A 22,012-nucleotide genomic window follows, 5' to 3' on the forward strand; every position below is an offset into this window, starting at 1 on the left:
GCTGTTGTTCATGAGTTGGTACTGCCCCGGGCGCCTGATCGGGCTGGGAGCCGACCGGGGTGCGGCGGGTATGACGCGGAGGTGGTCAGGTGGAGGAGTCGGTACTCGGCGGCGGCGCCGTGAACGAGGTCGTCCGGGTCGGAGCGACCGTGCGGCGAACGCCGTCGCCGAGGACACGGTACGTACGGGACGTGCTCGCGCTGTTCGAGCGGCGGGGGTGGGCGGGGGCGCCCCGGTTCCTGGGGACGGACGAGCGGGGCCGGGAGATCTTCGACTACGTCGAGGGGCGGGCGGCGCTCACACCACGGGAGCGGGCCGCCGCCCGCACCGACGCCTGCCTCGTACGCGTGGCCCGGCTCGTCCGCGCGTTCCACGACCTGACGCACGGCACACCGCTCGCCGGCGACCAGGACGTCGTGTGCCACAACGACCTCGCCCCGAAGAACACCGTGTACACCGTGACGGGCGACGAGTGGCGGCCGGTCGCCTTCATCGACTGGGACATCGCGGCCCCGGGTGAGCGGGTCCACGATGTCGCCCATGTGTGCTGGCAGTACCTGGATCTGGGACCCGGGGTGACCGATGTGCGGGAGGCGGCCCGCGGGATCCGGCTCGTCTGCGACACCTACGGCCTCGACGGACGCGACCGGCTCCTCGACACGATCCTGTGGTGGCAGGACCGCTGCTGGCGCGGGATCCAGGAGGGCGCCGAGCGCGGCGAACCGGCCATGGTCGGGCTGCGCGAGAGCGGGGCCGTTGACGAGGTGCGGGTCGCGTGGGAATGGGTGAACGCTCACCGTCGTGAACTCTCAGCCTGACTGTAGGGGCCAGGGCCAGGGCCAGGGGCCTTGCGGGCCGGCATTGAAATGCAGGTAATTGCCTGCATAATGTTGAGTGTGCGCTCAGGAGACGACCCCGCTATGGACAAAGCCTTCAAGGCGCTGGCCGACGACACACGCAGGCGACTGCTCGACCGGCTGCACGAGCGGGCCGGTCAGACGCTGGGAGAGCTGTGCGAGCACATCGACATGACGCGTCAGTCGGTGACCCAGCATCTGTCCGTCCTCGAGGCCGCCAACCTGGTCAGCACGGTGCGGCGGGGACGGGAGAAGCTCCACTACCTCAACCCCGTCCCGCTCCACGAGATCCAGGAGCGGTGGATCGAGAAGTTCGAGCGCCCGCGCCTGAGCGCGCTCGGGGCCGTGAAGCGACGAGCTGAGGAAGCCATGACCGACAAGCCGACATTCGTGTACGTCATTTACATCGAGAGCACGCCCGGAAAAGTCTGGGAGGCACTCACCGACGCCGACCTGACCGCCGCCTACTGGGGCCACAGCAACGTCTCGGACTGGCGGCCCGGCTCACGCTGGGAGCACGTACGGACGGACGGTTCCGGCATCGCCGACGTGGTCGGCACCGTGGTGGAGAGCGAGCGACCGACCCGCCTCGTCACCACCTGGGCCGCGCCCGAGGAGGAGGGGCGGCGGGACCGGCACTCCCGGGTGACCTTCGACATCCGGCCGCACGACGACATCGTCCGGCTCACCGTCACCCACGAGGACCTCGCCGACGAGGGTGAGCGCGCCGACGCGGCCTCCGGCTGGCCGGCGGTGCTGTCCAACCTCAAGTCGCTCCTGGAGACCGGCAGGCCGTTGCCGCAGGAGCCGTGGGCGGTGCCGGCCCGCTGAGCGGACGGCTCATGGCATGCGTCGGGCCGGTCCACGCCCCCGCGGACCGACCCGACGTGTCCTGTGCTCCTCCGGGTGTTACGTCCTGGGGGCGCTCCTCGCCGCCGTACCGATGCACATCAGCCCCAGGATCACGGCCAGGGCGCCGATGACGACGTTGTTCCAGATGACCCCGGCGTCCGGGCTCTCGCCGACGATCCACGGCGAGATGATCATCCACACGCCCATCGCGCACATGGCCCAGCTCAGGCCGTACATGCGCTCCGGGGCACGGGTGAACCCGAGGGCCAGCAGTCCGATCGCGATGCCCACGATCAGGTTGTGCGTCACGAGCGGGGGCTGGCTCGTCGTGAAGTGGAGTATCCAGGGGGATACGGCGCAGTACAGACCGAGCAGGAACACCGGTCCGTCCACGAGCGCCACATCGCGACCGCCGAGCACACGGGCGTAGCGTGCCCGCATTTCTGAGGCATCAGGGTGGGTGGTGATGTCACCTCTGGTGGGCGAGACGTTGGCCATGATTCGTCTCCTTTGACTTACAGGCCTGACCGCGTCTGGTGCGGTATGCGGTAAGCGCCGCGTAGATTCATTTTGCGCTTATTTTTTCCTTATGTGTAGAGGTTGTAGGAGTTGGCGTCCGGCAGCGGCCCGCGACGGCGAGTTTTGAGCTGACATGACATGTCCGCGGAGATCGCGGGCAAGCGAGTTGTTAACAGAACGGGAGGTGCCGCTATGGGCGCGAAGGTGTTGGAGCGGTTTCCCGCGGGGGCTCCGCGCGGATCGTGGCCGGCGGAGGAGTACGCCGCGGCGCGCCGTGCCGAGGGTGAGCCCGCGACTGTCGTGATGGACCTGAAGTCGGACGCGTTCCTCGTGGTGGTCCCGGCCCGCGACGAGGACTGACCGGGGGCATGCGGCGCGGCCCGCAACTGGTGGCAACGGCCGGTTCAAGGATGTCCCGGTCTCCTTGACGCCCGTCGACGCCTACTGCGACGACCATCGGCATGACGATGCGACTGGACCTCACGCGGCGACACCACGTCGACCTCGCGCGCGTCTCCAGCGCCTCCTGTTGCTGCTTCGCGGCCCGATCCTCGATCCTCCTGATCCGCCGCCCTCCGCTGTTCGCTTTCCGCGCCGCGCCTGTCTTCCACTGATTTCATTCTCCCGATCCCGTCGCGCGCGCTGTCGATCCGGGGGCCCGCCGTTCGTGTAGGAGGTGAGTGAACGCCACGAGGCCCGAGGAGGCCGTCATGAAGTACTACCTGCTCAACGTGATGCAGCCGGTGGGGGAGCCGCCCGCCCCGGAGGTCCTGGCCGAGATCGAGAAGAACCTCGACGCCCTCAACCGTGAGCTGCGGGAAGCGGGCGCCTGGGTCTTCGCCGGGGGACTGCACGGCCCGGAGTCGTCGACCGTGCTGCGCCCGCGCGACGGCGATGTCCTCGTCACCGACGGCCCGTACGCCGAGGGCAAGGAGATGCTCGGCGGCATCAGCCTCATCAAGGCGCCCGACCTGGACGCCGCCCTGGAGTGGGGCCGCAAGCTGGCGCTGGCGACCACCCTGCCGATCGAGGTGCGGCCGTTCATGGGCGAAGCCGCGGACTGATGGCCACGGACATCGAGGCCGTCTTCCGCGCGGAGTACGGCCGCGCGGTCGCCGTCCTGGTCCGCTTCCTCGGCGACATCGACCTGGCCGAGGAAGCGGTCCAGGACGCCTTCACCACGGCCGTCCAGCGCTGGCCGGAGACCGGCGTGCCGCCGAGCCCGGCCGGCTGGATCATCACCACCGCCCGCAACCGTGCGATCGACCGGCTGCGCCGGGAGGCCAAGCGGGACGAACGGCACGCCCAGGCGGCCCTGCTGAACGTCCCTGACGCACCGCCCGAGGAGGGCCCCGTGCGCGACGACCGGCTCCGCCTGATCTTCACCTGCTGCCACCCCGCTCTCGCCGCTCCGGCGCAGGTCGCCCTCACCCTGCGCCTCCTCGGCGGGCTCACCACGGCCCAGATCGCCCGTGCCTTCCTGGTGCCCGAGCCGACCATGGCGCAGAGGCTGGTGCGGGCCAAGGCCAAGATCCGCGACGCGCGCATCCCGTACCGGGTGCCTCGGGACGCCGACCTTCCGGACCGGCTCAAGGGGGTCCTGGCCGTCGTCTACCTGATCTTCAACCAGGGGTACGAGGGGGAGGCGGACCTGTGCGCCGAGGCCGTACGCCTCGGCCGTCTGCTGGCCGAGTTGATGCCGGACGAGCCCGAGGTCACCGGCCTGCTCGCGCTGATGCTGCTCGTCGAGTCGCGCAGGTCCGCCCGGCAGGACGAGCACGGCGAGCTCGTGCCGCTGCCCGAGCAGGATCGCGGCCGCTGGGACGGTGCCCTGATCGCCGAGGGACAGTCGCTCGTCCGCCGGTGCCTGCGCCGGAACCAGCCGGGGCCGTACCAGATCCAGGCCGCGATCCAGGCCGTGCACAGCGACGCGTCGACCGCCGACGCCACGGACTGGGGGCAGATCGTGCAGCTGTACGACCAGCTCATGGCTCTCGCGCCCAGCCCCGTCGTGGCCCTGAACAGGGCGGTCGCCGTGGCCGAGACCGAGGGCCCGCGGCAGGCCCTCGACCTGGTGGACGACCTGGACCTCGACGGTTACCACGTCTTCCACGCGGTCCGCGCCGACCTCCTGCGCCGCCTCGGCCGCGACACGGAGGCCGTACGGGCGTACGAGGCGGCCATCGCCCTGACGGAGAACCCGGCGGAGCACGCCTTCCTCGAACGCCGCCGACGGGAACTCGCCCCGACGTGATCGCTCGCCCTCACACGCTGAGCGCCTCCCGCACCGCCACCTCGCCCTCCTCGCCACCCTCCCCGGACGATGTGACCCGCCCGGCCTCCAGGACGTAGTACCGCTGCGCCGCCCGCATCGCGAAGCCCACATGCTGCTCGACCAGCAGGACCGAAAGCCCGCCGCGGGCGGCCAGGGCGAGGATCGTCTCCTCGATCTCGGCCACGACGGACGGCTGGATGCCCTCCGTCGGCTCGTCGAGCAGCAGCAGCCGAGGCTCCGTCACCAGGGCGCGAGCGATGGCGAGCTGCTGCCGCTGACCGCCGGAGAGCAGGCCCGCGCGGCGGTGGGACAGCGCCCGCAGCGCCGGGAACAGGTCCAGAGCCTCGGCGATCGCCTCCCTGCCGCGTTTGCGGCCGTCCGCGACCAGCTGGAGGTTCTCGGCGGTGGTCAGATGCGGGAACGACTGCTGGCCCTGCGGGACGTACGCCATGCCCCGCGCCACCCGCTCGTGCGGCCGGCGGCGGGTGATGTCCTCGCCGTCGAGCCGGACCGTGCCGCTGCTCGGCGTGAGCAGCCCGACGGCCGCGCGCAGCAGCGTGCTCTTGCCGGCGCCGTTGTGCCCGAGCACGGCGGCCACCCCGTCCTTCGGCACTTCGACGGTGACCCCGTGCAGGACGGTGCTGCGGTGGTAGCCGACGCGGACGTCGTCGATCTGGAGCATCACGCCTCCTGTACGGCCGCATCGGTGGTGGCCTCGGTGGCCGCGTGCCCGAGGTACACCTCCTGCACCTTCGGATCCGCCTGCACCTGGGCCACCGTGCCCTCGCTGAGCACCCTGCCCGCGTGCAGCACGCTGACGCTGCGCGCGAAGGACCGCATGAAGTCCATGTCGTGCTCGATGACGACCACGGTCCGCTCCGCGCTGATCCGCTCCAGCAGCTCGCCGGTCGCCTGCCGTTCGTCGTGGCTCATGCCTGCCACCGGCTCGTCGAGCAGCAGCAGCCGTACGTCCTGCACGAGCAGCATGCCGATCTCCAGCCACTGCTTCTGGCCGTGCGCGAGCGTCCCGGCGGGGGAATCGGCGAGCTCGGTGAGCCCGACCGTCTCCATCGCCTCGGCGACCGGCTCGGGCACGCCCTTGCGGCGGCGCAGCATGGTCCACATGCCGCGGCCGGCGCCCGCCGCGATGTCCAGGTTCTGAAGGACCGTCAACTCCTCGAAGACGGTGGCCGTCTGGAACGTACGGCCGATCCCGGACCGGGCGATCCTGTGCACGCTCCGCCCGAGCAACTCCGCGCCGCCGAAGCGCACCGAGCCCTCCGCCCTCACCAGACCGGTGACCGCGTCGACGAGGGTGGTCTTGCCCGCGCCGTTCGGCCCGATGAGGAAGCGCAGATCGCCCGGGCCGACATCGAGGTCCACCCCGTCGACGGCGGTGAAACCGTCGAAGGAGACCCGTAGTTGACGTATCTCGAGTCCCGCGAGCTCGCTCATGCCGCTTCTCCCACCGGTACGACGGCCGCCGCCTTCTTCCGTCGGGTCCCGCGCCGCCGTACGAACACCGCCAGTGAGGCGAGACCGCCGGGCAGGAACGCCAGGGCGACGATGAACAGCAGCCCCTGGAAGTACGTCCAGGCCGCCGGGAACTCCTCCGACAGCGCCGTCTTCGCCCAGGCGACGGCGACCGCGCCGAGCACCGCGCCGACCAGGCTGGCCCGGCCGCCCACCGCCGCGCCGATGACGAACTCGATGGACGGCACGATGCCGATCAGCGCGGGCGAGATGATGCCCACGGCCGGCACGAACAGCGCGCCGGCGAGGCCCGCCATGCCCGCCGCCACGACGTACGCGACCAGCTTGACGTTGGCCGGGTCGTAGCCGAGGAAGCGCACCCGCTCCTCCGAGTCCCGTACGGCGACCAGGAGTTCGCCGTACCGGCTCTGGATCAGCTGGCGCGCGAGGGCCATCAGGAGCAGCAGGGCGGCGGCGATGATGAAATACACCATCCGCTGGTTGACCGGGTCGTTGAGGTCGTAGCCGAAGAAGCCCTGGATGTCGGTGAGTCCGTTGGTGCCGCCGGTCGTGGCCTGCTGGCCGATCAGCCAGATCGCGAAGGCGGCGGCGAGCGCCTGGCTCAGGATCGCGAAGTAGGCGCCCTTGACCCGGCGCCGGAAGATGAACAAGCCGAGCAGCGCCGCGACCACCATGGGCAGCAGCACGGTGGCCGCGAGCGCGAACACCGGGTTCGTGAACGGCTGCCACCACCAGGGCAGTTCGGTGGCGGTGCCGTACAGCTGCATGAAGTCCGGCAGGTTCCCGGGCCCCGCGTCGGCGATCTTCAGGTGCATCGCCATCGCGTAGCCGCCGAGGCCGAAGAACACGCCCTGACCGAGCGTCAGCAGCCCGCCGCGGCCCCAGGCCAGACAGATCCCGACGGCGACCATGGCCGTGCACAGGTACTTGGCGAGCAGCCCGAGCCGGAATTCGGACAGGGCGAGCGGGGCGAGGGCGAAGAGGAGGACCGCGGCCCCGGCGAAACCCGCCCAGGCCCGCACCGAGCCACCTTTCAGAAGGTTCATACGAGACTCCTCGTACGCAGCGTGTACAGCCCCTGCGGCCGCCACTGGAGGAACGCGACGATGGCGACGAGCACCAGCACCTTGGCGACGCTGACGGTGGTGGAGTACTCCAGGACCGACTGCAGCACGCCCAGCACGAAGGCGACGATCACCGTCCCCCTGAGCTGCCCGATACCGCCGACCACGATCACCAGGAAGGCGTCGATGATGACGTTGGTGCCCATCGTCGGCCCGATCGGCCCGACCAGCGTCAGCGCGACGCCCGCGACGCCCGCCAGCCCGGACCCTATGAAGAAGGCCGTGCGGTCGACCCGGCTGGTGGAGATCCCGGACACCTCGGCGAGGTCCCGGCTCTGCACCACGGCCCGGATCCGGCGGCCCAGCGGCGTCAGCCGCAGCGTCAGCGACAGCGCGACCACCGCCGCCACGGCCAGCCCCAGGATGAACAGGCGGCTGTTGGCGACGGTGAGGGGATCGTCACCGCCGATGAGGGTGATGTTCCCGGTCAGCCAGTCGGGCGCCCGGGTCTGCACGTTCGGCGCGCCGAAGATGTCCCGGGCGAGCTGCTGGAGCATCAACGAGACACCCCACGTGACGAGAAGAGTGTCGAGCGGCCGCAGATACAGGCGCCGTATCAGCAGCCATTCGAGCAGCGCGCCGAGGGCGCCGGAGACGAGAAAGGCGACGGGCAGCGCGACGAGAAGTGAGATTCCGGCGCCGGAAATGGATTTCTGCAGGACGTACGTGGTGTAGGCGCCGGCCATGATGAACTCGCCGTGGGCCATGTTGATGACGTTCATCTGGCCGAAGGTGAGCGAGAGGCCGAGCGCGATGAGCAGCAGGACGGCACCGATGCTGATGCCGGTGAAGGTCTGACCGAGGATCACGGTCATACGGCGGCTCCGGGAAGGGCGGTACGCGGGGGCCGGGCGGGCCCCCGCGTGACGGTCGGTCAGGACAGGCCGGAGGCCCAGGAGTAGCCCTTGAGGAAGGGGTCCGGCTTGATGGGCTTGCCGGAGTCCCACACCTGCTCGATCAGACCGTCGCTGCCGATCTTGCCGATCCGGGCGGTCTTGTAGATGTGCTGCGAGGCACCGTCCACGGTGACCAGGCCCTCGGGCGCGTCGAAGGTGATGCCGTCGGAGGCGGCTTTCACCTTCTCCGGGTCGAAGGACTTCGCCTTCTCGACCATCGCCTTCCACAGGTAGACCGAGGTGTACGCGGCCTCCATCGGGTCACTGGTCGGCTTGTCCGCGCCGTACTTGGCCTTGTACGCCTTCACGAACGTGGTGTTCGCCGCGCCCGGAGTGGTCTGGTAGTAGTTCCAGGCCGTCAACTGCCCTTCCAGGTACTGCGTCCCGATCGACTTGACCTCCTCCTCGGCGATCGACACCGAGACGACCGGCATGGTCGCGGCGCTCAGGCCGGCGGACTTGTACTCCTTGAAGAAGGCCACGTTCGAGTCGCCGTTGAGGGTGTTGAAGACGGCGTCCGCCTTCGACGCCTTCACCTTGTTGGCGATCGTGCTGAACTCCGTGGAGCCCAGCGGCGCGTAGTCCTCGCCGAGGATCGTCATGCCGTTGGCCTTCGCGTACGCCTTGATCTCCTTGTTGGCGGTACGCGGGAAGACGTAGTCGCTGCCGACCAGGTAGAGCTTCTTCTTGCCCTGGCTCTTGAGGTAGTCCAGCGCGGGGATGATCTGCTGGTTGGTGGTCGCGCCCGTGTAGAAGATGTACGGCGACTCCTCCAGGCCCTCGTACTGCACGGGGTAGAAGAGCAGCGACTTGTTCTTCTCGAACACCGGCTTGACGGCCTTGCGGCTGGCGGAGGTCCAGCAGCCGAAGGTGGCCGCGACGCCGTCCTCCTTGATGAGCTTGGTGGCCTTCTCGGCGAAGGTCGGCCAGTCGGAGGCGCCGTCCTCGCTGATCGGCTTGATCTTCTTGCCGAGCACACCGCCCTTGGCGTTGATCTCCTGGATGGCGAGCAGCAGCGAGTTGCGTACGGTGACCTCGCTGATGGCCATCGTGCCGGAGAGGGAGTTGAGCAGGCCGACCTTGACCGTGTCGCCGCTCGCGTCGATCTTCGCGGCCTTGTCGGACGAATCGGCCGCGTCGGTCTTGGCGCCGCACGCCGAGAGCGCGACGACGGCCGCGAGTGCCGCGGTGCCGGCCAGGAGCCGGCGCCGGTGAATGCTGGGAACGCTGGACAAAAGAACCCCCCTTGTCCCCTATGAGGACACCTGAAAGGAAGAAATCAGCAGGAATCAGCAACCCTGAAGTGAGATCCACAGCCTCAAGTCATCCCGTTTCCGGTGCGTTTCGCGCTACTTTCCCGGCTGTATCTTCCGGTGCTCCGCAGGAAACAAGGGGAAAACAAAAAATCCCCGGACTGAATTCCGCAACGGAATTCACACGTCGCCCGAGGCATTCTAGATACTTCCTGCGGGAAGTATCTAGTGTCGTGTGAATGAAGTTCTTGGACGTTTGGGTGTGGCGTGTTCGAGGATTTCGTCAGCGGTCTTGGTCCAGGTGAACGGCTGGCAGCGGTCGTTGTAGGCGTCGATGTAGCGGCGGATGGCGTCGGTGAGGTCGGCGACCGAGGTGAAGGTGCCGCGGCGTATGGCCTGGCGCGTGATGATGCCGAAGAAGATTTCCACCAGGTTCAGCCACGAGCAGGAGGTCGGGGTGAAGTGCAGGGTGATCCGCGGGTTCTTCGCCAGCCACGCCTTCACGCGGGGGTGCTTGTGGGTGGCGTAGTTGTCGGCGACCACGTGCAGCTTCACCCTCGGGTGGGCCTTGGCGACCTGCTTGAGGAAGCGCAGGAACTCGTCGTTGCGGTGCCGGTCGTAGCAGGCGTCGGCGGTGATCTTCCCGGTGGCGACGTCCAGGGCGGCGAACAAGGTGGTGGTGCCGTGGCGGACGTAGTCGTGGGTGCGCCGCTCCGCCAGGCCCGGCCGGACCGGCAGCATCGGGGCGGTCCGGTCCAGCGCCTGGATCTGCGACTTCTCATCGACGCAGACCACCACCGCCTTCTCCGGCGGGGCCAGGTACAGCCCGACCACGTCGCGGACCTTGGCCTCCAGTTCCGGGTCGGTGGAGAACTTGAACGTCTCGCTCCGCCAGGGCTGGATCTTCCACTTGCGCCACACCTTGGCCACCGCGACGTTGGACAGGCGCAGTTCGGCGGCGAGCAGCCGGGAGGACCAGTGGGTCACGCCAAGTTTTTCCGGCGGGCCCTCCAGGGTCCGCACCACCACTTCGGCCTCGTCCACGGTGCCGGGCCGGCCCGAGCGAGGCCGGTCCTCCAGCCCGGACAGGCCGGCCGAGCGGTACCGGCCGCGCCAGGTCACCACCGTCTGCCGGGAGAGCTCAAGCCGCCGCGCGATCTCGGTGTTCGAAGTGCCTTCCGAGGCAAGGAGCACGATCCGGGCCCGCGTCACCAGCCCCGACGGGGACGACGGCGAGCGGACCCACGAACGCAGAACCTTACGGTCCGCATCGGACACGGCCAACGGCAGGGCGACAGGCATACGCCATTCAACCGCACCCCAGTTCATCGTCCAAGGACTTCATTCACACGACACTAGGCGTGGTGAGGCCATGTCAAGGGTGGGTCGGGTCCAGGTCCAGCTGGGTGAGAACGTCGAAGTCCACCCCGTCCGCCTTGGCGAGGTAGATGCGCTGCTTCACATGGCTGTCGCGCAGCCGCAGCAGCCCGCGCGGCCCCTCGTACGACACGGACTCGGCCGTCGCGCCGATGGCCGTCACATCCAGCGTCCTGGCCCGGGCGATGAGCGCCGCGAGCAGCAGCACCCCCTCGTAACACGATTCGCCGAGGCTGCCCGGAGCGGGCGCCTCGGTGCCGTATCTCCCGGCGTACTGGCCGTGGAAGTCGAGGGTGTCCTGGTTGGCGAGCGAGGTGAAGAACCCGGCCGTGCTGTACAGGCCCGCCGTGGCCGTGGGGCCGCTGGCCATCAGCATGTTCTCGTCCATCAGCGTGCTCAGCCGCAGGCACCGCTGATCGAGCCCGGCGGCGGCGAACGCACGGTTGAAGCGGACCGCGTCGCTGCCCACGAGGAGCATGAGGACGGCGTCCGCTCGCGTCTCCTCGATCCGGCGCAGCACTCCGTCGAACTCGTGGGTGCCGAGCGGGAGATAGGCCTGACCGCAGATGCCGCCCCCGGACTCGCGAGCGTAGCCATGGGCGGCCCGTGCGGTGCGGCGCGGCCACACGTAGTCGTTGCCGACGACGAACCAGCGGCGCACCTGGTGCTCACACGCCAACAGCCGTATCGCGGGGCGCAGTTGGTCGTCGGGGGTCTCGCTGGTCAGGAAGACACCCGTGGTGTGCTCCCCGCCCTCGTACAGGGCCGTGTAGACGTACGGGACCCGGTGGGCGATGCGCGGGGCCAGTGCCTGGCGCACGGAGGAGATGTGCCAGCCGGTGACCCCCTGGACGACCCCCAGGTCCACCAGCGTCTCGACGCGGTCGGCGATCTCCCGTGGCTCGGCGCCGCCGTCGACCGGCAGCAGCCGCAACTCCTTGCCGAGCACCCCGCCCGCGTGGTTGACCTCCTCCGCGGCCAGCCGCGCGCACAGCTCGCAGGTGGGTCCGAAGATCCCCGCCGCGCCCTGCATGGGGAACACCAGCGCCACGCTGATCGCGGAGTCGTCGACTGTGAACCAGTCGAGCGGATGGGGATCGAGCTCGAACATGCGGTCATGATTCCGGGTCCGTCCGGTGAACTCCAGTCCGTCTCGTGGACCGGTCGGGCGGGCGCGCAAGGGGGGAGAGGGGAAGACGGACAACGATCCTTTCGTCAGGCGGCACTTGTACGATGTCCGCACCCCGCGACCGAGGAGAAGGATGCCTACCCCACCTCCGCGTCAGCCCCAGGACCTGATGCAGCTGCTGACGCGGGCCGAACGACTGGCCGCGCGGCGGCTGCAGGCCGTCCTCGACGAGGACGGCTGCTCGCTCGACGCCTGGCGGGTGCTCGCCCTGCTCGCGGACGGCGAGGGTCACCACATGACGGCGGTCGCCGAAGCGGTCTTCCTGCCGCCGCCGACGCTCACCAAACTCGTCGACCACCTCGTGGACCAGAACCTGGTCTACCGCCGCGTCGACCCCCTGGACCGCCGCCGCATACGCGCCCACCTCACCCCGCGCGGACGGGCCTACTGGCACCGGATCAGCCGTGAGGTCCACGCACAGTGGCCGACGCTGAGCGAGAGCGACGACGAGCTGCTGCGGGCGTTGCTGGAGCGGCTGGTGAACACCCTCGACGGGGCCGCGGCGGAGTCGACCGGCTGAGTCTCCGGTTGAGGCGTCAGGCTTGGGCGCTTGTGGAGTACGTACCGGCGGTGGGCGGCTTCTCCGGCGACGACCTGGGGCCCGTTGAGGGTTGGTCGGCCCTGGCGCCGGCGAAGTGGCGTGCCCGGGCAGGCGTTCGCAGCGTGTGCGACACTCCGCCGATGACCACGGAAACGATCACCGCGGACGCCGCGGGCACCTGGAAACTCGGCGACCTGCCCGTCCACCGCATCGGCTTCGGCGCGATGCGGCTGACGGGCAGCGCCGCCTTCCACCTCGGGACGCCGAGCGACCGGGAGCGCTCGATCGCCGTACTGCACAAGGCGATCGAACTCGGCGTCAACCACATCGACACGGCCGCCTTCTACTTCTCCTCCCTGCGCTCCGCCAACGAACTCATCAACAGCGCACTGTCGCCGTACCCCGACGACCTGGTCGTGGTCACCAAGGTCGGCCCCTTCCGCAACTACTCGGGGGAGTGGGGCACTTCGGCCCGCCCGGACGACCTGCGCGGCCACGTCGAGGAGAACCTGCGCCAGCTCGGCCGCGACCACCTCGACGTCGTCAACCTCCGCCGCATGCGGCAGGACTCCATCGCCGAGCACTTCGGCGCCCTCGCCGAGCTCCGCGAGGAGGGCCTGATCCGGCACCTCGGCCTCTCGGACGTCGAGCCCCGCCACCTCGCCGAGGCGCAGGCCATCGCACCCGTGGTGTGCGTGCAGAACCGGTTCGGGCTCGACCTCCGCAACCCCGCCACCGACGAACTCCTGCGGATCTGCGGCGAACAGGGCATCGCCTTCGTACCGTTCTTCGCCATCGCGGGCGAAGCCGGTTCCCAGGGCGCCACCACCGCCCACGACGACGAGGTGCTCGCCATCGCCGAGGCCCACGACGCGAGCCCCGCCCAGATCCGCATCGCCTGGACCCTCCAGCAGGGCCCGCACGTCCTGGCCATCCCCGGCACCGGCAACCCCGACCACCTCGTCGAGAACGTGGCCGCGGGCGCCGTCCACCTCACCGACGAGGAACTGGCCACGCTCGACGCGCTCCACCAGCAGGCCGACTGAGAGAGAACAGAAGGAGAGAGGACTTCGGCATGGCCGTCATCCACCACACCACCCTCAAGCCGACCAAGCTCGAGCTGCTCACCGCCTGGCTTGCCTCCCGCCCCTGGTACTCCGGCTGCGCGGGCGAACCGGTGCTGAGGAAGGCCGGCGGGTTCCGGCTGGACGATCCGCGGGGCGAGGTCGGGATCGAGTTCATGGTGGTCACCGACACAGCTGACACTCCAGGCCCCGACCCGGCCGCATACCTGGTGCCGCTCACCTATCGCGGCGCCCCGCTCGACGGGGCGGAGCACGCCCTCGTCGGCACCATGGAACACGGCGTGCTGGGGCGTCGCTGGGCCTACGACGGCTGCCACGACCCGGTGCTGGTCACCCAGTTGCTCGCCCTGATCCAGGGCCGCGTCCACGCCCAGGACCAGAACACCACCGACGCCCCCGACCGGGAGGTCACCCGCTCCTGCACCGGCGACGGCCCCGCCCTCTCCGCTCTCCGCACCGCCGCCGCCACCGACGACGAAGAAGGCACCGAGCTGGCTCTCCCGCAGGGCACGACACTGCGCTTGCATCGGCTCCTGCGGCCCGCCCCGGACGGCACGCCCGCCCTTCCGGCGGCGCCGGAAGCGACCGGCCACGTCGCCGGCGCCTGGAACCTGCCGGACGGCACCCGCGCACGGGGGCTGTTCGCTGTGTTGCAGGCCGGACCTCGGCCCTAGAAGCGCTGGTCAGCCCCTGGGTCCCGGCTGAGTGGCGCACGCGGGGTTTTACGTATGACCTCTCCGGTCAATCACTCGTCCAGGAAGGTTTCGATGAGACGTATCGCCCTGGTCACCCTCGTCGTCGACGACTACGACGAGGCGATCCGCTTCTACACCGAGGCCCTCGGTTTCCGGCTCGTCGAGGACACCCCGCGGCCCGACGGCTCCCGCTGGGTCGTCGTACGGCCGGGCACGCGGCAGGCCGGCGCCGATCTGCTGCTGGCCCGTGCGGGCGGCGAGACGCAGCGGAGCCGGGTGGGAGACCAGACCGGCGGACGCGTCGGCTTCTTCCTGCACACCGACGACTTCGCCCGCGACCACGCCCGCATGCTCGCCGCCGGCGTGACCTTCCTGGAGGAGCCGCGCCACGAGCCGTACGGCTCGGTCGCCGTTTTCCAGGACCTGTACGGAAACCGCTGGGACCTGCTCCAGCCAGCCGAGTGACCCACCTGTTCAGAACGACTCGCCGAGGAACACCCCGCACATGACCGCGCCCCGCATCGACACCCTCCGCCGGCTGCCCAAGGCCGTGCTGCACGACCACCTCGACGGCGGCCTGCGCCCCGCCACCGTGGTGGAGCTCGCGGACGCGGTCGGCCACACCCTGCCCACCACCGACCCCGACGAGCTCGCCGCCTGGTACGTCGAGGCCGCGAACTCCGGCGACCTGGTCCGCTACATAGCCACCTTCGAGCACACCCTCGCCGTGCTGCAGACCCGCGAGGGCCTGCTGCGCACCGCCGAGGAGTACGTCCTCGACCTGGCCGCGGACGGCGTGGTCTACGGCGAGGTGCGCTACGCCCCCGAGCTGATGCTGAGGGGCGGGCTGACCCTGCCCGAGGTCGTCGAGATCGTCCAGGCGGGTCTGGCGGCGGGCATGGCCAAGGCCGCCGCCGCGGGCACCGCGGTGCGGGTCGGCACGCTGCTGTGCGGGATGCGGATGTTCGACCGCACCAAGGAGACCGCCGACCTGGCCGTCGCCTTCCGGGACGCGGGCGTCGTCGGCTTCGACATCGCCGGAGCCGAGGACGGCTTCCCGCCCGCCGACCACCTGGCCGCCTTCGAGTACCTGCGGCGCGAGAACGTCCCGTTCACCATCCACGCCGGCGAGGCCCACGGCCTGCCCAGCATCCACCAGGCCCTCCAGGTCTGCGGCGCCCAGCGCCTCGGCCACTGCGTCCGCCTCACCGACGACATCGTCGACGGCAAGCTAGTGCCCCGACAGGCAACGTTCGCCCCGTCGCGACGCCCGGCACGCTCCCCCACTGCCCTAAAGGCGTGGGAGGTGCCCCCACTCGCCGCACCGGCCGAAAGCCCAAGTACGTCCAGTACGAGGGCTTCCGGCCGGCACTCCCCCAGAGGGGGGACCCCCAGAGCACGCACCGGACGCCGCTCCTTGACGGGCAAACGTTGCCTGCCGGGGCACTAGGCCGTCTCGCGGGCTGGGTCCGCGACCGCCGTATCGCGCTGGAGATGTGCCCGACGTCCAACCTCCAGACCGGCGCCGCGACCTCGATCGCCGGGCACCCGATCACCGCCCTGAAGGACCTCGGCTTCCGCGTCACCCTCAACACCGACAACCGTCTGGTGTCGGGCACGACGATGACCCGCGAGATGTCCCTGCTGGTCGAGCGGGCGGGCTGGACGGTCGAGGACCTGCGCACGGTCACGGTGAACGCCCTGAAGAGCGCGTTCCTGCCCTTCGACGAGCGCAAGGCACTCATCGAGGACGTCGTCCTGCCGGGCTACGAGCCCGCGCTCTGAACCAGCCCCCGGACGTAGGCGGCCTGTCCGACATGCTGCAGATCGTCGGACAGGACGCTGACCAGCCGTACGCCCAGGCTGACCGGCGGATCCCAGCGCTCGTCCACGATCCGCTCCAGGTCCTTGGCGGTCAGCTCGTGCAGGGCCTGGAGGGTCTGGGCGTGCACGGCGTCGTAGTAGCCGGTCAGCAGATCACCGGAGTCGACCCGCACCTTCGCGACCTTCGCCGGTGTGTGGCCGTACCCGGTGTCGCGGCGCGGCAGATCCAGCCCGAACCGCTTCTGGAAGTCCTGGGACAGCCACACCTGGTCGAGGCCGAAGGCGTCGGCGATGTGGTCGTCCTGGACCCGGGTGAGATGCCAGATCAGCCAGGCGATCGAGTTGGCGGCGTCGGAGGGGCGGGCGTGCAGGTCGTCGAGGTCGAGGCCCTCGACGGCGGCGTGGACTTCTTCCTGGATGCGGCTGTACCCGTCGATGAGGATGTCCTTGGCATGCATGCATCCACCATCGCGCATCCCCGTCCGTCACGCGCCCTCGGCGGCCAGCAGCGCCATCAGGGCCCGGGCCGCCGGGCTGGTGGCCTGCGGGGGCGGCAGCAGGGCGACGGTCTCGTACACCGTCTCGTCGGTGTCCTTCACGGGCAGGGCGGTCAGCGACGCGCGCTTGGACCGGAAGTGCCGTGGTACGACGGCGATGCCGAGGTTCTCGTCCACCAGGTCGAGCAGGCTGTGCACGTCGTTCACCTCCAGCGCGACGGTCCGCCGGACACCCGCCGCGGCGAAGGCGGCGTCGGTGGTGCGGCGCGGCCCCCAGTCCGGATGGAAGTCGACGAAGACCTCGCCCCCCAGCTCCTCCGGAGTGACGGCGGCACCGGCTGCCGCGAGGCGGTGGGTGGGGTGGCACAGCACCGTCATCGGCTCGCTGGTCACCGGCACGACACGCAGCTGTTCGTCCTCCTCGTGCGCCGACCGCACGGCGAACGCCAGGTCGAGACGCCCGGCCGCGACCTCCTCGGCCAGCGCGCCCGAGCCCGCCTGCCGCAGGCAGATCTCCACGTCCGGGTGCTGCCGCCGGAACGCGGCGAGCAGCCCCGCCACATTCACCCCGGCGATGCACTGCTCCGACCCGAGAGCGAGCATCCCGCGCAGCACGCCCTGCACCGCGGCCACCGCCTCGTGGGCGGCCCGCACCTGCGCCAGGATCCGCTCCGCCTCACCCAGGAGCGCCCGCCCGGCGGGCGTCAGGGTCACCCGTCGGGTCGTCCGCACGAACAGCGGGGCCTGCAACTCCCGCTCCAGCGCCCGGATCGAGGCCGAAAGACCCGACTGGGACACCATGAGGCGTTCGGCAGCACGGGTGAAATGCTGGTCCTCGGCGACCGCGACGAAGTGCTGGAGATGGCGTAGTTCCATGATTGAGAAGCGTATCCGCTGAATTCCATCTGATTTACCTGTTGGACCACTCCCCGTAGGTCGCGAAAGAGTGGATACCGGTTCATCGGAACCGACCTTCGTGTGCCAACCCTTCTGGAGTCGCGTTGTACACCGCACACCCCGACCGCTACGCGGACATGCCCTACCGGCGCACCGGACGCAGCGGCCTGAAGCTTCCCGCGCTGTCGCTCGGTCTGTGGCACAACTTCGGCCCCGGCGACCGGACCGTCGAGACGCAGCGCGCCATCCTGCGCCGCGCCTTCGACCTCGGCGTCACCCACTTCGACCTGGCGAACAACTACGGCCCGCCGCCGGGCGCCGGCGAGTCCGCCTTCGGCGAGGCCCTGAAGGCCGACTTCGCGCCCTACCGCGACGAGCTGATCATCTCCACCAAGGCCGGCTATCTGATGTGGCCCGGCCCGTACGGCGAGTGGGGTTCGCGCAAGTACCTGCTGTCCTCGCTGGACCAGAGCCTGAAGCGGATGGGCCTGGACCACGTCGACATCTTCTACTCGCACCGCCCCGACCCGGAGACTCCCCTGGAGGAGACGATGGGCGCCCTGCACTCGGCGGTCCAGCAGGGCAAGGCGCTGTACGTCGGCGTCTCCAACTACTCGGCCGAGCAGACCCGCGAGGCCGCCCGCATCCTGGGTGAGCTGGGCACCCCGCTCCTCATCCACCAGCCGCGCTACTCGATGCTCGACCGCCGCCCCGAGGACGAGGGCCTGCTCGACGCACTCGACGAGCTCCAGGTCGGCTCCATCGTCTTCTCCCCGCTGGAGCAGGGCCTGCTCACCGGCCGCTACCTCGACGGCATCCCGGAGGACTCGCGGGCCGCGAGCGACAGCCCCTTCCTGAACTCCGACGCGGTCACCGAGGAACTGGTCGGCAGGCTGCGCGCCCTCGACGACATCGCCAAGTCCCGCGGCCAGACGCTGGCCCAGCTCGCGCTGGCCTGGGTCCTGCGCGGCGGCCGGGTGACCTCGGCCCTGGTCGGCGCGAGCAGCCCGCAGCAGATGGAGGACAGCGTCGGCGCCATCCGCAACCTGGACTTCGACGCGGAGGAACTGGCACGGATCGACGCGATCGTCCGGGCCTGACCCCCCAGTGTGGAGGGGCCCCGCCGGAGCGCATCGGGCGGGGCCCTTCGGCATGCGTCAGCCGAGCCGCTCCTGAAGGTGGACAGTCACCGTGTCCCCCGCCTCCTTCCCGATGGCCCGGCGCACCTCGGCCTTCACGGGCAGCATGTGCGTGCCGTCCCCGAGGGCCATGAACGAGCTCCGGAAGGGGTGCCCGTCGATCGTCCCGCGGACCTTGACCAGCCCGCGGGTGCCGAAGAACTCGACGGACGCGGGCCACAGCACACACGTCCAGCTGCCCTTCTCCGGACTCCTGCACAGCTCGGCGGTGAATTCCGCGTCCACTTTTCCGGTCGTGGCCATGACGTCCTCCTGTGCCGGTGGTCTCCTGCTGAAGAGACCGCCGGCGGCGGAGAAACTCATCGCAGGAGAACCATCCCCGGACGGCCCGCGGAGATCGATTACTCCTCGGGTAATGACGGCATCGGCACGCACTCGTCAGATTTCGGCCAGTCGGGGCGGTGAATATGCCAGGAGACTGGCCGGAAAGTTGTGGTGACACTGTTTCAGTAGTGAACATACTCGTCTGCTAGGGGCCTTCACATCCAGCGAAGCTCCCGTCACGCACAGCACTTGAGCCGCACACAGCACATGAGCCGCTTCGAAAGTGAGGCCCGGCCGGCAGGCTAGCGGAGCAACGGGGGAGTGATCGTGCACGACGAATTCCTGTGCCATGTCACGGGGTACGGCACCTGCGGCGGTCGGCGCATCGGCGTACCCCTCGGAACCTACCGTGCCCCCACCCTCGCCCTGGCCCTGTGGTGGTTACGCGACCGTGCCTCCTGGATCGCCGAGCGATTGGACCCCCAGCCCGAGGCCGGACACTTCCCGCCCGGCGCGCTCGCCCCGGTCGCCGACACCGTGCCCGACGTGCCGGCCGTGCTGCGTGCCTGGTGCGGGGACATGGCCCAACAAGAGCTGGTCGCCGACGAGTTGGCTGCGGGGCGGCTGGTGCGGGTCGCCGCCAGCGACGACACCACCGAGTACGAACTGCTGGCCGAGTCGGTCGACGCCCTGCGCATGCAGCGGACCGCCGCGGCCCTGTTCACGCCCGTCGCCTGAGCCGCGTCCTGCGGGAGCGCCGGACCGTCAGTCCTGTCCCAGCCCGTTCAGCGGCACGCGCCGCGCCAGCACCCTGCGGTGACAGATCCGCCAGCCGTCGGCGGCACGCACCACGGTGTCCTCGTACGTCACGGACCCGCACGACCCGTCCGCCATGACGCCCAGGCCCTTGGACCGGGCCCGCACCCGGCCGTCGTCCGCCTCCTCCATCACCACGTTGGTGACGTGGTGCGCGACGGGATTCGCGGCGCCCAGAGCAAGAGCCGCCTCGGTGAAGGCGGCGAGCCCGGTGACCTGGCCCTGGCCGAAGTCGGAAAGGTCGTAGACGACGTCCGGGGTGAAGACCTCCGCCGTGCGGTGCAGCTCCCCGCCGTCGACAAGGTGCCCGTGCAGGGCGATCAACTCGCCGATGGCCAGGCGGTCTTCGAGTGCCAATGCCATGCCTTGCCCTTTCCTCGACCGAGTGCAGACTCCCATGTCCGGCGTCACGCTTTCCAGTCCGCTTCGGCCGCACGCCGCCATCGCACGGGTATCGGCAGCAGTCCGCCCAGGAAACCGGTGAACAGCCCCCACAGCAGGGCGAGGCCGAGTGCGGCCCACAGTTCCGGCTTCAGGAAGACCTCTCCGGCCAGATCGCCGCCGAGGTCGCCGATGCCGAGGAGCGACAGGCCGTAGTGGGCGGAGATACGGCCGACGAGACAGATCACGAGGACCGTCAGCGCCAGGGCGACCGCCATGTGCACCGCGTGCTGCCAAGCCCGCATCCGGGACGGTGAGCGTGCCGCCATGAGGAACGCGGCGCCCAGCAGCAGCACGGCGTCCACGACCACGAGCCACCACACCCTGCCGTCGTACTCGGCGATCGTGCTCAGGTTGAGTGCGGAGACGTCCTGGCCCCGCAGCACCTGGTCGAGCACGTGCGGCATCGGCAGCCCGAACGGCCCCTCCACCCGGCCGTTCCACGTGGCGCCGAGGCCGATGGTGAGGGTGAGCCAGACCAGGTTCGGCATGCCGAGCAGGATCAGCGCGAAGGTATCCGCCGCGTGGCCGCGCGTCGCCGCGACGACGAGCGCGATGAGGATCCCGAGGGCGACGCAGGCGAGCAGCAGGACGACCATGGCGTACGCGGCGGGCCGTACCGTCTCCTGGAAGCGCACCAGCCGGGGCGGCAACGCGGCCCCGCGCGACACCAGCAGCGCCAGCACCAGCACACCCGCCAGCCACAGCAGGCCGAAGAACAGCGTCAGCGGCACATCCGTGGTGAACCCGACCTCCGGCGCCAGGCCGAACAACTCACCGATGTCGCCGAGTGTGCCCTCGCCGAGGGAGACCGAGAAGGTCTGGCGGGCCGCGAGGGCCAGGGCGAGGACCGCGAGCAGCCACAGTAAGGCGATCCGGGCGGCCCATTGGGCCAGTTCGCGGGCACCGGTGACCGCCCGGCGCCGCAGGGGCCGCAGGAAGCCGGCGGCGAGCACCAGCGCCCCGGAGAGGGTGACCGACAGCGGGGTCACGGTGAGCCCCGCCTGGGTGGTGGCGAGCTCCCCGGCGTTCCCCGACAGCTCGATCGTGCCGCCGACGGCCGTGACGACGGTAGCCGCGACGACCCGGGGGAAGGCGTTGTCCGGCAGATCGGCCGCACCGGCCGCCCACAGTCCGAGTGAGGCGACCACCCCCATGACGATCAGCGCGGCCAGGACCGTGGCCGCCGCCCGCGGCCAGCCGTGGCGCGCGACGACGGTCTGCTCGGAGGGGCTTCGCGGACTCACGCTGCCACGCTAAGCAGCACCCGCGCGGCGCGCCCGCCGGGAGGGCCGTCCGCGTCGTGCCGTCGACGACGTAAGGGCCGTCACGCGGTCTCGGGGACTGCGGCGCGCGGCTCGGGGTACGTGCACTGATGCAGCAGCGTCCGGCCAGTCCGGCTTCCGAGAGAGAAACGCATGATCGAGCACCTGGACGGAGCAGTGATACCCACTGGCTTCGACGTGCCCGTCGAACCGCTACGGCGGGCGGCGCACTACAGCGGCGAACCGGGTTCCATAGCCGAGGCGCGGTCCTTCGCCGCGGCCTTCCTCGACCAGCTCAGGACCGAGTGGTGCGCCACGGTCGACGACCGCACCGAGCACGGGGTGCTCCTGGTCGTGAGCGAACTGGTCACCAACGCGGACCGGCACAGCAACGGCCCGTACATCCTGGAGCTGGAGGGCACGGACACCGCGATCGTGGTGGTGGTCTACGACAGCAGTGCCGCCCTGCCCCGGCGTTTCCCCCGGGATCCCGAAAGGGTCGGCCGGCACGGGTTGGAGATCGTCCACGCGCTGGCGGCGGACATCGCCGTCGAACGCGTGCCCGTCGGCAAGCGCGTACGCGCCGTGGTGCCCCTCGGCGAACAGTGAGCCGAGTCGCGGGTGCCGCCCCGGACAGGCCCTGGCACGGGGG

General features: G+C 70.2%; 25 protein-coding genes and 2 pseudogenes. 14 read left to right on the forward strand and 13 right to left on the reverse strand.

The annotated features are described in order from the left end of the window. The first annotated feature begins 89 nt into the window (after positions 1-89). Positions 90-818 carry a phosphotransferase gene (locus tag Q4V64_RS51795; RefSeq protein WP_124445303.1) on the forward strand — a complete coding sequence of 243 codons (729 nt, stop codon included), beginning with the start codon at positions 90-92 and terminating at the stop codon, positions 816-818. Between the two features lie 102 nt (positions 819-920). Next, entirely contained in the window at positions 921-1,688 is a 768-nt protein-coding gene (locus Q4V64_RS51800) for a metalloregulator ArsR/SmtB family transcription factor (RefSeq protein WP_124445304.1), read from the forward strand. Positions 1,689-1,766: 78 nt separating this feature from the next. Here Q4V64_RS51800 and Q4V64_RS51805 read toward each other — a convergent pair whose 3' ends face one another. After that, positions 1,767-2,207 (reverse strand): SPW repeat protein, encoded by a 441-nt coding sequence (locus tag Q4V64_RS51805; RefSeq protein WP_124445305.1) that lies wholly within the window; start codon positions 2,205-2,207, stop codon positions 1,767-1,769. Positions 2,208-2,420: 213 nt separating this feature from the next. Between Q4V64_RS51805 and Q4V64_RS51810 the strand changes: the two genes are divergently transcribed. The 3 genes from Q4V64_RS51810 (at position 2,421) to Q4V64_RS51820 (ending at position 4,482) form a co-directional block, all read left to right on the forward strand. Further along, positions 2,421-2,588 carry a hypothetical protein gene (locus Q4V64_RS51810; protein ID WP_172629584.1) on the forward strand — a complete coding sequence of 56 codons (168 nt, stop codon included), beginning with the start codon at positions 2,421-2,423 and terminating at the stop codon, positions 2,586-2,588. 350 nt (positions 2,589-2,938) lie between these two features. Further along, positions 2,939-3,292 carry a YciI family protein gene (locus Q4V64_RS51815; RefSeq protein WP_124445316.1) on the forward strand — a complete coding sequence of 118 codons (354 nt, stop codon included), beginning with the start codon at positions 2,939-2,941 and terminating at the stop codon, positions 3,290-3,292. Next, positions 3,292-4,482: an RNA polymerase sigma factor gene (locus tag Q4V64_RS51820; protein ID WP_124445307.1), complete on the forward strand. Its 1,191-nt coding sequence runs from the start codon at positions 3,292-3,294 to the stop codon at positions 4,480-4,482. The genes Q4V64_RS51815 and Q4V64_RS51820 overlap by 1 nt, the downstream gene beginning before the upstream one ends. Before the next feature lie 10 nt (positions 4,483-4,492). Here the strand turns inward: Q4V64_RS51820 and urtE are convergent, their stop codons facing one another. The 7 genes from urtE to Q4V64_RS51855 all read right to left on the reverse strand — a co-directional run bounded on the left by urtE (position 4,493) and on the right by Q4V64_RS51855 (position 11,758). After that, positions 4,493-5,185 (reverse strand): urea ABC transporter ATP-binding subunit UrtE, encoded by a 693-nt coding sequence (gene urtE, locus Q4V64_RS51825; RefSeq protein WP_124445308.1) that lies wholly within the window; start codon positions 5,183-5,185, stop codon positions 4,493-4,495. Then, a complete protein-coding gene (urtD, locus tag Q4V64_RS51830; RefSeq protein ID WP_124445309.1) occupies positions 5,185-5,958 on the reverse strand; it encodes an urea ABC transporter ATP-binding protein UrtD in 774 nt (257 codons plus the stop codon). Before urtD ends, urtE begins: the two co-directional genes overlap by 1 nt. Further along, entirely contained in the window at positions 5,955-7,043 is a 1,089-nt protein-coding gene (gene urtC, locus Q4V64_RS51835) for an urea ABC transporter permease subunit UrtC (protein WP_124445310.1), read from the reverse strand. Before urtC ends, urtD begins: the two co-directional genes overlap by 4 nt. Further along, on the reverse strand, positions 7,040-7,936 hold the full coding sequence (gene urtB / locus Q4V64_RS51840; protein ID WP_124445311.1) for an urea ABC transporter permease subunit UrtB: 897 nt from the start codon (positions 7,934-7,936) through the stop codon (positions 7,040-7,042). The genes urtC and urtB overlap by 4 nt, the downstream gene beginning before the upstream one ends. Positions 7,937-7,995: 59 nt before the next feature. Further along, the gene (urtA, locus tag Q4V64_RS51845) at positions 7,996-9,252 is read right to left on the reverse strand and encodes an urea ABC transporter substrate-binding protein (protein ID WP_124445312.1); all 1,257 of its coding nucleotides are present in this window, start codon (positions 9,250-9,252) and stop codon (positions 7,996-7,998) included. Positions 9,253-9,495: 243 nt separating this feature from the next. After that, the gene (locus Q4V64_RS51850) at positions 9,496-10,572 is read right to left on the reverse strand and encodes an IS630 family transposase (RefSeq protein ID WP_303708621.1); all 1,077 of its coding nucleotides are present in this window, start codon (positions 10,570-10,572) and stop codon (positions 9,496-9,498) included. Between the two features lie 73 nt (positions 10,573-10,645). Then, positions 10,646-11,758, reverse strand: a complete 1,113-nt coding sequence (locus Q4V64_RS51855; protein WP_124445443.1) for a substrate-binding domain-containing protein — start codon at positions 11,756-11,758, stop codon at positions 10,646-10,648. A gap of 151 nt (positions 11,759-11,909) precedes the next feature. On the opposite strand from Q4V64_RS51855, the gene Q4V64_RS51860 reads away from it, so the two are divergent. The 6 genes and pseudogenes from Q4V64_RS51860 to Q4V64_RS51885 all read left to right on the forward strand — a co-directional run. After that, a complete protein-coding gene (locus Q4V64_RS51860; protein WP_124445444.1) occupies positions 11,910-12,356 on the forward strand; it encodes a MarR family transcriptional regulator in 447 nt (148 codons plus the stop codon). Positions 12,357-12,517: 161 nt separating this feature from the next. After that, positions 12,518-13,423, forward strand: a complete 906-nt coding sequence (locus tag Q4V64_RS51865) for an oxidoreductase (RefSeq protein WP_124445445.1) — start codon at positions 12,518-12,520, stop codon at positions 13,421-13,423. A 29-nt stretch (positions 13,424-13,452) separates the two neighbouring features. Then, positions 13,453-14,136, forward strand: coding sequence for a 1,4-alpha-glucan branching protein (locus Q4V64_RS51870; RefSeq protein WP_124445446.1), 684 nt, complete (start codon positions 13,453-13,455; stop codon positions 14,134-14,136). A 93-nt stretch (positions 14,137-14,229) separates the two neighbouring features. Next, positions 14,230-14,622, forward strand: a complete 393-nt coding sequence (locus Q4V64_RS51875; protein ID WP_124445447.1) for a VOC family protein — start codon at positions 14,230-14,232, stop codon at positions 14,620-14,622. 40 nt (positions 14,623-14,662) lie between these two features. Beyond that, positions 14,663-15,391, forward strand: a pseudogene (locus Q4V64_RS51880) (adenosine deaminase family protein); the annotation flags it as partial. A 212-nt stretch (positions 15,392-15,603) separates the two neighbouring features. After that, positions 15,604-15,942, forward strand: a pseudogene (locus tag Q4V64_RS51885) (adenosine deaminase); the annotation flags it as partial. On the opposite strand, the gene Q4V64_RS51890 reads toward Q4V64_RS51885, so the two are convergent. After that, positions 15,924-16,439, reverse strand: a complete 516-nt coding sequence (locus Q4V64_RS51890; RefSeq protein WP_124445448.1) for a DUF664 domain-containing protein — start codon at positions 16,437-16,439, stop codon at positions 15,924-15,926. The pseudogene Q4V64_RS51885 and the gene Q4V64_RS51890 overlap by 19 nt on opposite strands. Positions 16,440-16,466: 27 nt before the next feature. Beyond that, on the reverse strand, positions 16,467-17,354 hold the full coding sequence (locus Q4V64_RS51895) for a LysR substrate-binding domain-containing protein (RefSeq protein WP_124445449.1): 888 nt from the start codon (positions 17,352-17,354) through the stop codon (positions 16,467-16,469). A 125-nt stretch (positions 17,355-17,479) separates the two neighbouring features. Here Q4V64_RS51895 and mgrA point away from each other — a divergent pair, with 125 nt between their 5' ends. Further along, positions 17,480-18,475, forward strand: coding sequence for an L-glyceraldehyde 3-phosphate reductase (gene mgrA, locus Q4V64_RS51900; protein ID WP_124445450.1), 996 nt, complete (start codon positions 17,480-17,482; stop codon positions 18,473-18,475). 57 nt (positions 18,476-18,532) lie between these two features. Here mgrA and Q4V64_RS51905 read toward each other — a convergent pair whose 3' ends face one another. After that, on the reverse strand, positions 18,533-18,817 hold the full coding sequence (locus Q4V64_RS51905; RefSeq protein WP_124445451.1) for a DUF1905 domain-containing protein: 285 nt from the start codon (positions 18,815-18,817) through the stop codon (positions 18,533-18,535). 348 nt (positions 18,818-19,165) lie between these two features. Here Q4V64_RS51905 and Q4V64_RS51910 point away from each other — a divergent pair, with 348 nt between their 5' ends. Further along, positions 19,166-19,576 carry a hypothetical protein gene (locus Q4V64_RS51910; RefSeq protein WP_124445452.1) on the forward strand — a complete coding sequence of 137 codons (411 nt, stop codon included), beginning with the start codon at positions 19,166-19,168 and terminating at the stop codon, positions 19,574-19,576. Between the two features lie 27 nt (positions 19,577-19,603). Here the strand turns inward: Q4V64_RS51910 and Q4V64_RS51915 are convergent, their stop codons facing one another. Both Q4V64_RS51915 and Q4V64_RS51920 read right to left on the reverse strand, forming a co-directional pair. Then, positions 19,604-20,017 (reverse strand): nuclear transport factor 2 family protein, encoded by a 414-nt coding sequence (locus Q4V64_RS51915; protein ID WP_124445453.1) that lies wholly within the window; start codon positions 20,015-20,017, stop codon positions 19,604-19,606. 44 nt (positions 20,018-20,061) lie between these two features. After that, on the reverse strand, positions 20,062-21,342 hold the full coding sequence (locus Q4V64_RS51920) for a streptophobe family protein (protein ID WP_124445454.1): 1,281 nt from the start codon (positions 21,340-21,342) through the stop codon (positions 20,062-20,064). Between the two features lie 171 nt (positions 21,343-21,513). On the opposite strand from Q4V64_RS51920, the gene Q4V64_RS51925 reads away from it, so the two are divergent. Next, the gene (locus tag Q4V64_RS51925) at positions 21,514-21,969 is read left to right on the forward strand and encodes an ATP-binding protein (protein ID WP_124445455.1); all 456 of its coding nucleotides are present in this window, start codon (positions 21,514-21,516) and stop codon (positions 21,967-21,969) included. Positions 21,970-22,012 lie beyond the last annotated feature (43 nt).

This window comes from Streptomyces sp. NL15-2K (assembly GCF_030551255.1).
Lineage (GTDB): Bacteria > Actinomycetota > Actinomycetes > Streptomycetales > Streptomycetaceae > Streptomyces.